The organism is Streptomyces sp. NPDC042346, assembly GCF_055581845.1.
Window position 1 is genome coordinate 1 of the sequence record NZ_JBVJEH010000011.1, and the last position, 14,887, is coordinate 14,887.

Here is a 14,887-nt window from a genome sequence, read left to right on the forward strand (position 1 = left end):
GGAGCGATCAACGCCCACGACTCATCCGTCAGTTCATGTCGACGCACCACAAACGGAGCAACGACCGACCGACTTTCCGGACACGGCCTAGGGCCTGTCCGGCGGATAAGTGTCCGGCGGATCACGTGACTGCCTCGCGCTCGGGTCACCGGTCTGGGCGCGGGCAGGGTGGCCTGAGGGTCCCACCTGGGCGATCTGGCACGACGGGAAGGTATTCCGGTGCGGCGCACCAGAGAGCCCGACTAGCCTCCCTGACATGCCCCTTGAGATGAACGACACCGTGCGCAGCCTGCTTGACGTACCGCACCCGGCCGTCTTGTCCACCCTCAACCCTGATGGCAGCCCGCAGAGTTCGGTGGTCTGGGTGAGCCGCGACGGCGGCGAGCTGCTGATCTCCACCGAACAGGGCCGGCGCAAGGAACGGAACATACTCCGCGACCCACGCGTCGGCCTGACCGTCTTCGACCTCGCCAACCCCTACCTGTACGTCGAGATCCGCGGCACGGCCACCGTTACCGAGGACGCCGACCGCGCGGTGGCCGTCCGCATCGCCGAGGAATACCTCGGCCCGGGCGGCGGCAAGGAGTACCTGGAGGCCCCGCCGGAAGAGGTACGAGTGGTCGTCCGCATCACCCCGACCAAGATCCTCGGCAACGCCACCAAGACCGCCTAGATTCTGTCCGGCGAGTCATGGGCGGAGCCATAAGCGGATCGCCGCGACTGTGACGGTGCCGTGGAAGACGTAGGCCCTCTTGTCGTAGCGGGTGGCGACATCCCGGAAGTTCTTGCCGGTTGATCGTGCGCTCGACCTCGTCGCGGCGTTTGTAGATCTCGTTGTCGAAGCCGGTGGGCCGGCCGCCCTTGCTGCCGCGGCGTTTGCGGATGGCCCGCTGGTCCTTCGGTTTCGGGGATGGTGTGCTTGATCTGGCGTCTCCGCAGGTAGCAGCGGTTGCGCCGTGAGCCGTGAACCGTATGCCTTGTCGCCGTCGAGGTGGTCCGGCGGGGTGCGAAGGTGACCCCTCCGCGGGCGGGGAACGCGGATGCGCTTCAGGGCCTCGATCATCTGCGGTGCGTCGCCCCTCTGTCCGGGCGTAACCAGGAAGGCCGGCGGCCGGCATCCACCTTCACCCGCGAGATGGATCTTGCTGGTCAAACCGCCCCGGGGCCGGCCGAGTCCTTCGTCGGGGTGGTGGTGCCGGGGCGTTGTCCTTTTCTCGGGACGCGTGGCTTCTTCTTCCGGGCCCCGGCCGCGTGCTGATGGGCCCGACAGGACATCGAGTCAACGCTGACCATGCTCCAGTCGATCCAGCCCGCGAGGTCGGCTTCGGCCTGGACGGCACGCAGGATCCGGTCCCACGTGCCGTCCGCCGACCAGCGCCGGTGCCGTTCATGGACGGTCCTTCGCTGCCGAAGCGCTCGGGAAGGCCCCGCCGCGGTATGCCCGTTCGGAGCTCGAACAGGATCTCCTTGTCCGCCACGCTGCCCCAACGCCGGCAACTACGGCTCCAACCGGACCCACTCGGCATTCGTCAGATCACCCCGCCCCATGCCGGGAACAACGATCGACAATCCGACAGTCACATAGTCCGCCGGACGCTGCCTAGCCGATACCTCTTTCACGACAGCGCCCAGACCGGGGCACACTTCGTGAGCAAGCCGAGGTCCTCGACCGCCGCGACAACGCCCCCGGCCAGGCCGAGGGCGGCGGCCACCACGCCTGCAAACCAAGAGCCCCCGCAAACAGCACGCCTACGAAGACGACCCCGCCCTGTCACCGCCCACGAGGCTTTGACCCCCGCCAGCGGCGCGCCCACGGGCCAGAGCGCCGCCACGCTCGCCAAACAGCACGGAGGCACACCCCGCGCCTGGGAACGCCTTCTCGCAGCCGCCGCGGCAGTCCAGAACGACGGGGCTCCGCACCCGTGACGACGCCCTCCCCCGAGTTCGAACCAGTGCCGCTACGGGTGGTGCTGCCCGGAGGTGGCCAGGAGGCCGTGAGGCGCCTGTACGCACAGAAAACAGCTACCCGACGGGTAGCTCTACCTCGTCTTGGCTTGGGGCGACAAGAGACGGGCACGGTTCCGGAGAACATGAGCACGGAACCGGGGTCCGGCTCGGGTGAGGTTCCCTCAACCAAGGGCGACCTGATATGAGTTGATCATGACTGCTGAAACTCTTGACCCGATGGAGCGCCTGCTCTCAGAGCGGGCTTGTGAGCGGCTGGTCGTCGAGTTCGTCCACCGGCTCGACCTCGGGGACCCGGGGTCGGTAGCGGACCTGTTCACGCGGGACGGCACCTGGGAATGGCCCGCCGGCGACCGCCGCATTGCGGGTCACGATGCCCTGCGCAGCTACTTCGGCAACCGGCCCGCAGACCGACTGTCACGCCGTATATGCACCAACATCCTGGTTACCGTGACCTCTGCGGACACCGCCGCCGCCACCACCTACTTCACCACGTACCGTGTCGACGGCTACAGCGAGGGCCTCATACCGCCGCGACCTCCGGTTCAAGTGGGCCACTACGAAGACACGTTCCGCAAGGTCGAAGACACCTGGCTGCTCACCACGCGGACTCTCTTCCTCTCCTTCGCCGGTCCCACGGAACGCCTCGACGGGCCCGGCCAGTCATGAGAACGGCTCCCAGCCGACCGGCCGTCAAGATGCCTGCGCCACGGAGCGTGACACTCCACAGAACATGATCCAGAACCCCGCTTCGGGAGACGCTGGAGTGATCCCTGGATTCGAACAGGCTCTGTGCGGAGACGAGCCGGACTCCCTCTGTGCAGGGCTACTTCGAGCCATGCGGCTGTTGATCCCGGCGATCGGGTACGGAGCGCGTGGCCACGCCTGCCACACATGCCTCCTGCGATAGCTCCCGGATGGAAGGCCGTGGGGCCCCAGGGGCCGGGGGCAACACCTCAAAGGCGTAACACCCTGTCACTAGCCGCGCATACACAAAGATAAAAGCCCGCGGCGGTCCCTGCCCGAGCAGTTCCGCGACCACGGTGACCGCATCGCCCTGCCGCGTCACGCTGACGAAGCCCTTGGCGGGCTTCGAGGGAGGGAAGACCTGGGCGATCTCCGTATCGGGAAGGCTGCCGTCGGCCGCTGCCTCGCCCAGCCGGTCGCGGAGTCTTTCAGCGTTCTCCCGCAGGTTCTTGCGCGCCTGGGCATCATCACGCGCCGGCTGCGTCTCCAGCCAGATCCACACGCCGACGACGGCCACGAGCAGCAGTCCCAGAATGGTCAGGCATCCGTTGAGAAGGCAGCCACCCGGCGTACCTGTCCGGACCTGTAATCGTCTCGCCATGGGCACAGCGTGTACCGCAGGCACACGACAGGCCCATCCACTCCCCAGTCGTGGCCGAAATGCATCATCACCAGCGAAGTACCTCGCGAGACCTCACAGCCGAATCTCATCGGTATGCCATTCGAACAAGCCGGCCTCACCGCCTGAGGCGCATGTCTCAGACAATCGGCGCTCTCAGCCGCGGGGAGACCATCCGCATCCGCTGCGCCACGCGATTCCGATACTCCGGCGGAGGCAGACAGCGCGCCCACCTGACGATGACGGCAGAGGGCGCCTTCGTCTCGACCGTCGACGACACCGTCTCGAAACTCCAGCTTGGAGCCCAGGCGCCAACCTCAAGATCATCGCTGAGCTGTCGACGAGCGTGTGTGACGTCGCCGGGCGCCGGCTCGACGCCTTGCTGCCAGCCGGGGAGCAACAGCTTCTCCAGCCGGTGACGGCCAGACTCTCGGACGGCGGCGAGGAACGCTCCGCAACCAGGAACAGGGTCCAGCGGATCGCATCGGCCGTGTGGACGAGACGCGCCGCAGAGCTTGAGCCAGAGCCCTGAACGGTTCTGGCACAGCTTTCGTGCAGTGGTGTCGAGGTACCCGTCCCGGTGCCCAGCCAGGTACACCGGAGCATGCCCAGCGGCAGGGCGGCTCCATGAGGCCGGACCTCGCGTGGCCCGGGGCCGCAACTGAGATCATGAACTTGTGTCCGAGGAATCGAACCTGCTGTCAGGCCTTTGGCCGCTCTCGCCGGCCGGCGAGCCCCGCAGGCCCGGACACCCGCTGCCTGGCCTACTACAACCCGTTGACGCTCGGGGCCGTCGACTTCGACAACCTCCATGTGCGGGTGGGGCGCCTCGGCGACGCCGAGATCCTCTACGACATGTCCGAGGCCGAACTGCCCGACTTCAGCCCCGCCAACCTCTGGGCCGAAGACCGCTCATGGGTCCTGTGCACCGACTACGACCTGTGGGCCACCAAGGTCGCCGGGTCTCCAGCCCTCATCGAGGCGCTGCTGAACGACACCGGTGTCGAGGCGGTACGGCTGCCCTGGGCTACCTGAGGACGAGCTGCACCATCCTGTCCCTGCCCAGCGGCCTCGTGATCAGCCTTCCCTAGGTTGTCCCCCGGACCGGGCGAGCCCTCTTCGAGCCGGTGACGCCCACACGGCTCCCCTGGACCCACCCGGCATCGTGGTGCCAGCCCGCGTACCGAGCCCGGCCGGCCCAACGACGGCATGAGGAAATGCCGCGTTCGTGAGACCAAGCCGACGGGCGTCTGTCTGAGAAAGCGGAAGAGTAGCTGGCCAGAAGGCAGGACCTGTGGCACGAGCGGCGAGCCCCTACAGATGGGGTATCTCAGATCCCGTGTCGGAATCACATGGTCGGTTCCGGATGGAACGCGGAGGTGAAAAAGACCGCGAGACCTCCTTCGGCGAGCCATCGCCCTCGTGGCCGAGGCGCGCGTGAGCGGCAGCCCACCGGGGGTCAGGAAGACGGGCGCGGCTGCGGGCGGGTCGTCCCCGGGAGGCAGGTGACCGCCGGGTTGTATGTGGTGAACTGGCCCTTGGGATTCTTCTTCCACAGCCAGAGGTGCAGGGCGTAGTGGACGGGCTGGCCGGGGAAGTTGCCGCGGCTGGGGCCCTTGAAGGGCACCCCGAACATGTACGGCCGGTCGTCGTCCGTCTTCAGGTTCTGGTCGCGGTCGTAGACCAGCCACTCCACGCCGACGAGACGCTTGCCGCCCTTGCCGTCGTCCTCGTAGAAGAGGGCGGTGGGCTGGGCAGGGTCCGTCGAGTTGTCGTAGACGTGGTTGAAATGCGGGTAGCCGAGCGCGCCCGTGCCACCCGCCCGGTCGAAGACGCAGTACTGGTCGGGCTTGTAGCCGGCCCGCACACCGTTCGCATGCTGCTGGTATGGAGCGGTCACCCGATAGGTGACCGCCTTGTCCGCCGCCGCCCTTCCTGGCTCGGGTCCTGCGGCGGCGGGCGTCACTGCGAGCGCGGTGGCGCCGGCCAGGACCAGGGCGATCGTGCGGGCCATATTCGGACTCCTCACAAGCGGCGGCGCTCGGATGCGCCACTAGCCCTTCCCCCACCCGCCTCGCCCATCCCACGATGAGGACATCCGTCGCCCGCCCGGCCGCACCCACGACATCTCCGCCGTCCGCCACGACCACGTCCTGGCCCACCTGCGGGCCGCCGGCCTCGGGACGTTGGCGTACTCGGCTTCCGCAGCCTGGACAACGACATCAGCGACCCCATGACTCTCTGCTCGTCCTGACGAACCTCGAAGTCAGCAGCTGACGATGACCTTCTCCGCGACTCACGCCCACGACCAGCACGAGCACCCCCAGTACCGGTCAAGCCAGCCCTTTGGCCTGGGACTTCAAGGCGGCAGAGGCTCACTGGCCTGAGGGTGGGTCGTGGTCGCCCGTGGCGGGTTGGGCAGGAATGCTTGTTCAGAGCACCGAGCGGATACGGCGGACCAGGATCGAGCCCGCGAGGGCCAGGCCTCCCGCGAGGGCGTAGAGGGCTGCGTATCCGCCGAGGTGGGTGACGACCGGGGCCGCGATCACCGGGGCCAGGACCTGGGGCAGCGCATTGGCGATGTTGATCACGCCCAGGTCCCTGCCCCGGTCCTCCGCGGTCGGCAGTACGTCCGTGAGCAGGGCGAAGTCCACCGCCGTGTACACGCCGAAGCCGAGGCCGAGGACAAGCGAGGCGACGACCGCGCCGGTCCAGGTCTGCCAGACGGCGAGCAGCAGCGTGGCCGCAGCGATGACCAGCCCCGACCGGATGACGTAGGACTTCCGGCGGCCGCTGCGGTCGGAGCGGATGCCGCTGATCACCACCGTGGAGAGCAGGGTGAGCGCGTTGAGCGCCGTGAGGATCAGTACGCCGGTGTCCGCGTCGCCTCCGTAGCGCACCGCGTCGGTCAGGTAGTAGAGCAGGTACATCGTGCTGATGGAGTACGACAGGTTCATCAGGAACCGGGTGAGCCAGGCCCAGCCGAAGTCGGGGTGGCGGCGCGGGTCGATCCAGAAGCCGGCGAGGAAGGTCCACCACTGGAAGGCCGGCCGGTCAGCGGGGGCGAGCACCGAGTCGCGCCGCATCAGGACGTACGGCACGGCCGCAAGCACCGAGAAGCCCGCGCAGGCCAGGTAGCCGGCGGTGATCCCGCCCGCGACCGTGGCCAGTGCCGTGCCGACCAGGATGCCGACGACCTGGGAGACGCCGAGCCAGCCGCCGACCATGCCGCGCTGTCGGGGCTGGACCTGGTCGGGGACGGCGGCGGTGAGTGCGGCGAAGGCCGCGTTGAGGGCGAGCTGGACCAGGCACCAGCCCGCGATCACAGCCGTGACGCTCGCCGCCAGGGAAAGAACCACCAGGCCGGCGGCCCCGCCCGCCACCCCGGCGACCACCCAGGGGATCCGACGGCCCGCGCGCGCCGTCGTACGATCGGACAGCGCTCCGAAGACGGGGTTGGCGACCATCGAGACGGCCGCCCCCAATCCCGTCACCAGGGCGAGAGTGGACGCCTTGTGGTCGGGGGTGAGGTGCTCGGCCTGGCGCGCCAGGAGCAGTTGCAGCGGGCCGAACCAGCCGACCCACACCCCGAGGTTGGCGAGGGACAGCGCGCTCACCCACCGACCGCCGGGCGCAGTGCCCGATTCCCCGGCCACCGCGGCCTTCGGCTCGGCAGTCATCTGCCGCTCTTGATCAGGTCGCGGTACCAGGCGTAAGACTCCTTGGGCGTCCGCGCCAGCGTCTCGTAGTCGACGTGGACGAGCCCGAACCGTTGCCGGTAGCCCTCCGCCCATTCGAAGTTGTCGAGGATCGACCAGATGAAGTAGCCGCGTACGTCGGCCCCCTCGGCCATCGCCTGGTGCAAGGCGCGTACGTGGCCGTCGTGGTAGGCGATCCGGCGCGCGTCCTCGACCCTGCCGGTGCCGGCGTCCGGCCCGTCGCCGTACGAGCAGCCGTTCTCGGTGATGTACAGGGGCGGCAGCCGGTCACCATAGCGCTCGCGCAGCGTGGCGAGCAGCTCGCGCAGTCCGTCCGGAACCACGGGCCAGTCGAAGTCGGTGCGTTCGTACCCCTCGATCTCCCGGAGGGCAAAGGGGAGTCCGGAGGGGATCTCGATTCCGCCGAAGGCGGAGGTGCCGGCCGGCGTCGGCGCGCCGACGAGCATCGGGTTGTAGTAGTTGACCCCGTACCAGTCCAGCGGGGCCGAGATCGTCTTGAGGTCCTCCGACACCGGGCCGGGCAGGAGGGAGTCCAGGCCGTCCGGGTAGGTGCCGGTCAGGATCGGGTCGGCGAAGAGGCGGTTGGTGAGCGTGTCGTACAACTCGGCGGCGGCACGGTCCTCGTCGCTGTCACCGGCGGTCCAGACGGGGCTGTGCGAGGCGGCTATGCCGATCTGGCGGGCACCCGCTGCGCGAAGGGCCTGTACGCCCAGCCCGTGAGCCAGGAGCTGGTGGTGGGCGGCGGGCAGGGCGTCGAAGACGAGCTGCTTGCCGGGGGCGTGTTCGCCCAGGCCGTATCCGAGGAGGGTGACTTCGGCGGGCTCGTTGATGGTGATCCACATGGGCACGCGGTCGGCGAGGCGCTGCGCGACCACCGAGGCGTACGCAGCGAACCGCTCTGCGGTGTCGCGCTCCAGCCAGCCGCCCCGCTCCTCCAGGGCGAGCGGGGTGTCCCAGTGGAAGAGGGTGGGCACCGGGGCGATCCCCGCGGCGCACAGCTCGTCGACGAGCCGGTCGTAGAAGTCCAGCCCCGCGCGGTTGACCGGACCGTGGCCGTCGGGCAGGACGCGGGACCAGGAGACCGAGAACCGGTAGGCGTCTACGCCGAGTTCGCCCATCAACGCCACGTCCTCGCGGTAGCGGCGGTAGTGGTCGGTGGCCACCTCCGCGTGCGAGCCGTCCTTGACGCGTCCCTGCTCGCTGGTGAAGGCGTCCCAGGAGGAGGGGCCCCGGCCGTCGGCCGTGGGCGAGCCCTCGATCTGGAAGGCGGAGGCGGAGACTCCCCAGAGGAAGCCGGCCGGGAACTCGGGTACGGGCGCTGTCATGCGGACTCGCTTCGGTCGGGGGAGCGCGAATCCCTCGACACGGGTGCGGGGAGGCGCTGTCGGGCGGGCTGCTCAAGGCACTTTCGGGTCCCAGGGTCCGCCCTGTCAATGGAAAGTGAACAATCCTCAACTTACGACTGGGGAGGCCGCTGCCTCGCCGTCACACCCCGGACCCCGCGGGCCACCATCACCGGAGAACGCTTCCGCGCAGGCCGACGGGCCGCCGGATCAGCCCCTGGACGGCGGCGACCGTCGGACCAGAACACCGAACGGCACGGGCCGGTACGAGAAGACCAACCGACCGCCGCCATCGACCCGCCGCCATCGACCCCGCCGCCATCGACGTCGCCCCGCCGGTCCCACCGTGACGCTGTCGGTCGGCCCGGAGGGGTCGCCGCCGTGACTCTGCTGAGCCTGCCCCTCGGGGACCGGGCGGAACGCCACTGGTCGCCCAACGGATGCACGAGACAACCGACGACCAGTAGCCAGGGCCACCGGAGACAGATTCCGCCGCCTATCGGAGTTGCCGCAGTCACCATGGCCCGCCAGGTCACCTCGGCTCTGTCTTCCCTCAGTTGGATCCGCAGGGCGTGCTCGGTACGTCCGGGTGACAGTGGGCCTGGGAGGTCAGAACGGCGTAGCCGTTGAGGTGGACGCTTCGCCCGGGCAACGCTCCGTGCGACTGAAGTTCGACGACGAATCCGGGTATTCGAGCGGACGGTTTCCGCCCTGCTGTGCGCGGGCTCTCCAAGCACCCCGGACTCACAAATCGGGGATCTCCCCGATGGCGCAGTCGGACGCGGCCGACGACCATGCACCGCATGGTCATACCCACCCTGCCGACGCCGACCGGGTCTCATCCGGTCGGCACCACATCGGTGTACCTCGAAGATGTCTCCCGCCCGGACCCGTGGGTCGCGGACGTGCCAACGCGCGAGCTGATGATTTCGATCTGGTACCCGGCCGCACGTTCGTCCGGTCCGCGCGCCCGCTACCTGACGCAGGCCGAGTCGGCGGAGATCCTGGCCGGTCAGCCGGCAGCCATCGCGCCCGACGCGCTGAGTTCGGTGCGCACCAACGCCTTCCCGGACGCCCCTCTCGGCCCCGGGCTGCGGCAACTGCCCCTGATCGTTCTCTCGCCCGGCTTCACCCGGCCCCGCGCCACGCTCACCTCGATCGGCGAAGACCTGGCCAGCCACGGTTACATCGCGGTCGCGATCGACCACACCTACGAGACCGCGGCCACCACCTTTCCGGACGGCCGGGTGGCCGCCTTCGCCCTCGGCCGCGGGTTTGCGCGCAACGCCGAGTTCTGGCACAAGGTGAAGACTGGCCGCGCCCGGGACGCCTCTTTCGTACTGGACGAGCTGCTCGGCAACAACCCGCCGTGGGCAGGCGCACCCGTGCTGGACCCGGACCGGATCGGCATGGCCGGACATTCCGCGGGCGGCGCGGCCACCATCGCGGCGATGCTTGCAGACGAGCGTATCCGCGTGGGGATCAACGTGGACGGCAGCACCACCCCTCTGATCCCGCACACGGGCCTGGACCGCCCGTTCTTGTTCTTCGGCCGGGACGGCCAGTACTCTCCCGGCGACGGGCCCGCTGCGGACACCTGGGCCCGAGACTGGCCACTACTGACCGGTTGGAAGCGCTGGCTGGTGGTGGCGGGCACCAAGCACCCGTCCTTCACCGATCTCGGCCTGCTGGCCGACCAGTTCGGTGTGCCGAGCGGCGCGGCCACCTCAGGCCTGCGCACCATGACGATCACCCGCGCCTACCTGCGCGCCTTCTTCGACCAGCACCTGCGTGACGCCCAGCAGACACCGTTCGACCACCTGAACGCGGACCACCCGGAGGTGCGATCCTGCCTGCCGCCTGACCATCCGGTCGGCCACGGATCGAGTTAGGACCTGTCCGGCCGATCATGTGGGGGCCGGATTGAGTGCTTCTTGCCGGGCGCCAACGCCAGCTTCATTCTGGTCAGCGAACAGGCAGTCAGTGATTCGGCGGGACGCGTGACAACTGGAAGCGGCAGGGCGCAGCGTACGACATGGTACTGACGGCCTTGGCGTACGTCCTGCTCGGGCTCGGACTGCTGGGGCTGATCGTTTCCACACCATTCGTACTGGCCGCCGTGGCTCCGGCGAGCGCGGACTGGGGGAAGCTCAGTGACATCAGCCAGACGTACGGGGCCGTGTCCGTCGTGCTCTCAGCCATCGCTTTGGCGGGTGTGGCTCTCTCGCTCCTCTTCCAGGTCCGGCAGGCGCGCACGAGCAACGAGCAGGCCATCAGGGATGGCCATATCCAGCTCGCGACACTCGCGCTGAGCGACCCGAATCTGCTCCAGGCATGGCCACCGCCCGTTGCACCGGTGACCTTGAAGCGGCATCTGATCACGTCTCTCGCTCTCGGAGAGCTGTTGCAGCGCTTCCGCATCGGCCATCTGTCCGTCGAGAAGCTCACGGTGAAACTCGACGAGATCGGCCGGACAAGTCCTAGGGCTTGATCGCCGGTGTAGTCGAGTACACGGTGGGCGGTCACGACTACGAGCTGCCGCCACAGGGGCCAGTGAGCATTTTCAGAGTGCCACTGATCGGGTGACGCGGCCACCGTGACACTGTCGGCCGGCATATCGAGCCACGCTCGTACCGATTCCTGCGCTGCGGGCGCTCGTACCGCGAGTGGATCCGACCTTCGCCGGCATGCACAACCTCGACATGTGGTGCGCCAGGACCAAGATGGAACGGATCGATGCCCTTGTGGCCGACCAGCTCGGGAGGGCCAAGCGCAGGAAGCCCTCGAATGTCATGGAGAACGCCGCGGCCGGGACGACATTCAGGCGTTCGGGAGACTCACCGGCATCGTCGACGGGGAGCGCCGGATCATCGCCACCCCGTCGCTCGCGGTGCCGATCGGCGACCTGTTCCCGGATGTCGATCGCGCCGTCCTGGAGCACGAGATCCGCGAGCTGCTCGAGTGGTACGCGGACACGCTGCGGCCGGACCACCGGCAGTTGCTCTCGCAGTTCCGGTTGGTCGATATGGCGCGCGAGGTGGTCGATGTGGGCAGTGTGGGCACCCGCTGCTGGATCATCCTCATGCTCGGCAGGGACGAGAAGGACCCGCTGCTCATCCAGGTGAAGGAAGCCAAGCGATCGGTACTCGCCAAGTACGCCGGAGGGACACGCCGTGTCGGGTGCCCCGACACGGTCAGGAGTACCAGTCGGCCTCCGTCGGCCGCGCCCGCCGGGGCACATCCCGGGCGGGCATGGGCTTGCGTTCGCCACCCGCGAGCAGCGTGCTGGTCGGATCGCCGCCGAGCCTGCCCGGGAGCGTCACCTCGACATCGATACCGCGAGGCGGGTCGGTGGGCAGGATCCCGGTCAGCACCGTCGTCTGGGCGTGGTGACCATGGGCGATGGCGGCGGCGACCTGTTTCCCATCCACGAGGAGCTCCAGCTCCCGCGTCCCGCCCATCCGCAGGCCCACGGTGACCGAGCAGCCGGCGTGCTCGCAATGAAAGTGATACTCGCGGCCCATGGTTGCCTCCCTGAAGCGCGCGGCCACAAAGCCTCGTCCCTCCATCGTGGCACCGGGTGGCGGCTGCGCCAGCCCTGGATCTCGTTCCCGCGGTCGTCACCCGCCGCGTCGCCTCTCCCAACCGACCGCACCACCGTCGCAGAGCGGAGGAGGGCGCCGGCGTCGCTCCCTCGACCGATACCGCCGCGTCGACCGCCTGCCACGACCCGGCGGCCCGACACGGCAGCCAAGGCCGGCGCGCCCGCCAATTCGTCGACGCCGCCCCACAGCGCAGGAGCGCTCGGATTCGTCGTTGCTCCGGCCGAGGTCGAGGCGCCAGCACTCGCTGGCGCCCCGGGCCGCCTACCGGCCACCAGGGTCGGCTGCTCACGGCGTCTGGGCGCTGTGGTCACATGTCACGTCGGCATCAGGAGTGGGGCGAGGGCGACCGCGCTGTGCAGGACTGGGTTGGTCCTGTCTTGCCAGGTGGTGATGCTCCGCCACTGCTTCACGTGGCGGATGCCGATCCACGACGTCGCGGTGCCTTCAGACCGTGTGGTCGAAGGCTGGTGAGCGGCCTCCGGTGCTGTTCTGCCAGGTCCGGTCGTTGCGGACCATCGGCCTGGGTCCGTTCCTGGACCCAAGGCTCTTCCATGGACGCGGTGAATCGGGTGCCGTTGTTGGCGTTGCCGCCCGTGACGCCGACGGCGAGCGGCCTGCTCTGCCTGGCACGGGACAGGTGAGTCCTGTTTACCGGCCAGGCTGCCTGGCGGTATCGGCAGGCGATCGTTCGGCTTGACGCAGTTCCTGGGGCCGGATGCCCCGGAGCTTTCCGCGTGCCGGTCGGCCGCCTCACTTATGGGGCCCTGCGCGGGGCCGTCGTTCCGCGGGATCTAGGGACGCGATTCAGAGACTGGCCGGTGAGCCGGAAGGGGTTCCGGCGGGTTCTGTGCGCCGGCGGGCCAGGAGGGTCACGGCCAGCGGCACGATGATCAGGTCGAGGGCGACGTGCCACACGCTGAAGGGGTTCGTGTGGAGGAAGAAGTAGCGGTAGATGCCGAGCAGACCGCCGATCGCGGGGAGCACGGCCGCGAGGTGGAGCGCGGCAGGCCATCGCCTGAGGATCGCGATTCCGATCATGAGGTACACGGCGCCGAACCCGGCGGCGCCCAGCACGTTCGCCTCGTGCTGGTAGACGGCGAGTTGTGCGAGGTGGGTGACGCCGGACAGCAGGAGCAGGCCCGCCAGCACCCTGGCGGCCTGCGGGAGGGTCGAGTGTGCCTGGGGCGGTGTGGTCATGGCGAGTGTTCCTTCCGGTGTGCCGGCGGTTCCGGTAGCGGAGCCGCCGGCAGGCTTCAGGGCACGAACAGTACGGTCACCTGACTATTTAGGGAAGGTATGGTGACCTGACCATGTCGAGGAACCCGCATTCCCCCGCAGACACCGGTCAGCTCGCCGACAACCGCCTGGAACCGGACTCACGGCTCGGCGCGCTGGCGCGCCGGCTCGCCGCGATTGTCACCGACCGGGTGCAAGGCGACCTCGCCGGCGAAGGCATCACGGATCTGCGCCCCGCGCACCTGCGGATCTTCGCGGCGCTCGGCCATGACGACGGGGCCCGCGTCACCGAGATCGCCGAACGCCTCGGAAGCACCAAGCAGACCGTCGGCCCCCTGGTCGACGAACTGGTGGCAAAGGGCTACCTCCACCGCCGGCGCGACCCGGCGGACGCGCGAGCAAAGATCGTCGACTTCACCCCTGGCGGAATATCCGCCGCCGAGGCCGCCCGGCGCAGCGCGGAGAACATCGACCGCCAGTGGGCCGACCGGATCGGCGACCGGCGCCTGGCTGAATGCCGCGCCACCCTCTGGGAACTGGTCAACGAAACGGCGAACCCCACAGGGGTCCCTAAGGTTCGACCGTCGGATGTCACTCCCACATCAGGAGTGATGCGAGGGTGACGGCCGCCTTGTAGGACTCGACGGTCCTGTCGTATCGGGTGGCGATGCCGCGCCACTGTTGCAAGCCGTTGAAGCAGCGTCCCCCGACGTTGCGGTGCTCGTAGATCTCGCGGTCTAAGGCCGGCGGCCGGCCGCCGTGGCTGCCGCGCCGGATCCGGTTGCGGCCCTGACACGGGGGCTGCCAGGGCCCACGCGGGGCACCCGGATCTGTTCCATCACGGCGGTGAACCGGGCGCAGACGTTGGAGTTGCCTCCCGTCACGACGAACGCGTTCCGACGGCCCCGGCCGTCGCAATCCAGGCCGATCCTGCTGGTCAGACCACCTCTGGACCGGCCGAGGTGCGCGAAAGCCGGAGTTGGACGAGGGCGACGAGGTGGTCTGAGCACAGCCCCCGTCGAAGGTGAGATTTCAGGTTCTCAGCGCGGGTCCCTGCGCATGCACCACGTGCGGGGGCCGTTGTCGGGGAGCTGAACATCGGCTGCGACCTTGAAGCCGAGGCGCTCGTAGAACCGCACGTTCGCCTCGCTGGAGGTCTCCAGGAACGCCGGACACCCAGCGCGCTCGGCCTCCTCGATGCCGGGAATCAGCACCGCACTGCCGAGGCCCTGCCCCTGAGCCTCGGGGGCGGTTCCCACGGTTTCCAGGAACCATCCCTGCTCCTGGGACCGGTAGGGGGCCATGGCCGCGTCCGCGGCTGCGTAAGCGGCAGCCCGGTCGCCGCTGAGTTCGCCCAGCATCGGCCCGAGTTCAGCGAAGGCGGGCGAGGGATCCTGGCCGGGAACGGCCCATACAGCCACGGCGCGGCCTTCGTCGGCGACCCAGACCCGGCCGTACACCATGCCGATGCGGGTCAGGCACAGCTCCTGGAACCGCCGGATCCGCTCCTCGTGATCGTCCGCTGCGATCACGTGCCGCGTGTAGGGATAGTCGGCGAAGGCGCGGGCGAGGGTATCGACCGCGGCAGGAATGTCGGCGTCGGTGATGGGACGCACGACAGGGGGCTTGGGGTTCTGTGCCATGTTCACCGAG

General features: G+C 69.0%; 13 protein-coding genes and 2 pseudogenes. 7 read left to right on the forward strand and 8 right to left on the reverse strand.

Translation table 11 applies throughout. From position 1 onward, the window contains the following. Positions 1-256: 256 nt before the first annotated feature. Positions 257-673: a PPOX class F420-dependent oxidoreductase gene (locus ACZ6K0_RS33645; RefSeq protein WP_376410688.1), complete on the forward strand. Its 417-nt coding sequence runs from the start codon at positions 257-259 to the stop codon at positions 671-673. Between the two features lie 15 nt (positions 674-688). Here ACZ6K0_RS33645 and ACZ6K0_RS33650 read toward each other — a convergent pair. Then, positions 689-1,497, reverse strand: a pseudogene (locus ACZ6K0_RS33650) (IS5 family transposase). Between the two features lie 663 nt (positions 1,498-2,160). Here ACZ6K0_RS33650 and ACZ6K0_RS33655 point away from each other — a divergent pair. Beyond that, positions 2,161-2,634 (forward strand): nuclear transport factor 2 family protein, encoded by a 474-nt coding sequence (locus ACZ6K0_RS33655; protein WP_376410685.1) that lies wholly within the window; start codon positions 2,161-2,163, stop codon positions 2,632-2,634. A 157-nt stretch (positions 2,635-2,791) separates the two neighbouring features. Here the strand turns inward: ACZ6K0_RS33655 and ACZ6K0_RS33660 are convergent, their stop codons facing one another. After that, on the reverse strand, positions 2,792-3,313 hold the full coding sequence (locus ACZ6K0_RS33660; RefSeq protein WP_469236112.1) for a hypothetical protein: 522 nt from the start codon (positions 3,311-3,313) through the stop codon (positions 2,792-2,794). Between the two features lie 795 nt (positions 3,314-4,108). Between ACZ6K0_RS33660 and ACZ6K0_RS33665 the strand changes: the two genes are divergently transcribed. Next, positions 4,109-4,366, forward strand: coding sequence for a hypothetical protein (locus tag ACZ6K0_RS33665; RefSeq protein WP_469236113.1), 258 nt, complete (start codon positions 4,109-4,111; stop codon positions 4,364-4,366). Positions 4,367-4,790: 424 nt separating this feature from the next. Here ACZ6K0_RS33665 and ACZ6K0_RS33670 read toward each other — a convergent pair whose 3' ends face one another. The 3 genes from ACZ6K0_RS33670 to ACZ6K0_RS33680 all read right to left on the reverse strand — a co-directional run bounded on the left by ACZ6K0_RS33670 (position 4,791) and on the right by ACZ6K0_RS33680 (position 8,375). Continuing rightward, positions 4,791-5,345: a hypothetical protein gene (locus ACZ6K0_RS33670; protein ID WP_469236114.1), complete on the reverse strand. Its 555-nt coding sequence runs from the start codon at positions 5,343-5,345 to the stop codon at positions 4,791-4,793. Positions 5,346-5,763: 418 nt separating this feature from the next. After that, complete coding sequence (locus tag ACZ6K0_RS33675) at positions 5,764-7,011, reverse strand: MFS transporter (protein ID WP_469236115.1); 1,248 nt, start codon at positions 7,009-7,011, stop codon at positions 5,764-5,766. Further along, a complete protein-coding gene (locus ACZ6K0_RS33680; RefSeq protein WP_469236116.1) occupies positions 7,008-8,375 on the reverse strand; it encodes a GH1 family beta-glucosidase in 1,368 nt (455 codons plus the stop codon). Before ACZ6K0_RS33680 ends, ACZ6K0_RS33675 begins: the two co-directional genes overlap by 4 nt. A gap of 821 nt (positions 8,376-9,196) precedes the next feature. On the opposite strand from ACZ6K0_RS33680, the gene ACZ6K0_RS33685 reads away from it, so the two are divergent. The 3 genes and pseudogenes from ACZ6K0_RS33685 to ACZ6K0_RS33695 form a co-directional block, all read left to right on the forward strand. Further along, entirely contained in the window at positions 9,197-10,285 is a 1,089-nt protein-coding gene (locus ACZ6K0_RS33685) for an alpha/beta hydrolase family protein (protein ID WP_469236117.1), read from the forward strand. Between the two features lie 158 nt (positions 10,286-10,443). Then, the gene (locus ACZ6K0_RS33690) at positions 10,444-10,884 is read left to right on the forward strand and encodes a DUF6082 family protein (RefSeq protein WP_469577552.1); all 441 of its coding nucleotides are present in this window, start codon (positions 10,444-10,446) and stop codon (positions 10,882-10,884) included. Between the two features lie 216 nt (positions 10,885-11,100). Further along, positions 11,101-11,541, forward strand: a pseudogene (locus ACZ6K0_RS33695) (DUF2252 family protein); the annotation flags it as partial. A 46-nt stretch (positions 11,542-11,587) separates the two neighbouring features. On the opposite strand, the gene ACZ6K0_RS33700 reads toward ACZ6K0_RS33695, so the two are convergent. Both ACZ6K0_RS33700 and ACZ6K0_RS33705 read right to left on the reverse strand, forming a co-directional pair. After that, the gene (locus ACZ6K0_RS33700; RefSeq protein WP_376410665.1) at positions 11,588-11,917 is read right to left on the reverse strand and encodes a hypothetical protein; all 330 of its coding nucleotides are present in this window, start codon (positions 11,915-11,917) and stop codon (positions 11,588-11,590) included. Between the two features lie 885 nt (positions 11,918-12,802). Next, a complete protein-coding gene (locus ACZ6K0_RS33705; RefSeq protein WP_469236119.1) occupies positions 12,803-13,195 on the reverse strand; it encodes a hypothetical protein in 393 nt (130 codons plus the stop codon). A 113-nt stretch (positions 13,196-13,308) separates the two neighbouring features. Here ACZ6K0_RS33705 and ACZ6K0_RS33710 point away from each other — a divergent pair, with 113 nt between their 5' ends. Continuing rightward, on the forward strand, positions 13,309-13,857 hold the full coding sequence (locus ACZ6K0_RS33710; protein WP_469236120.1) for a MarR family winged helix-turn-helix transcriptional regulator: 549 nt from the start codon (positions 13,309-13,311) through the stop codon (positions 13,855-13,857). A 417-nt stretch (positions 13,858-14,274) separates the two neighbouring features. Here the strand turns inward: ACZ6K0_RS33710 and ACZ6K0_RS33715 are convergent, their stop codons facing one another. Continuing rightward, positions 14,275-14,877: a GNAT family N-acetyltransferase gene (locus tag ACZ6K0_RS33715; RefSeq protein ID WP_469236121.1), complete on the reverse strand. Its 603-nt coding sequence runs from the start codon at positions 14,875-14,877 to the stop codon at positions 14,275-14,277. Positions 14,878-14,887: the final 10 nt, after the last annotated feature.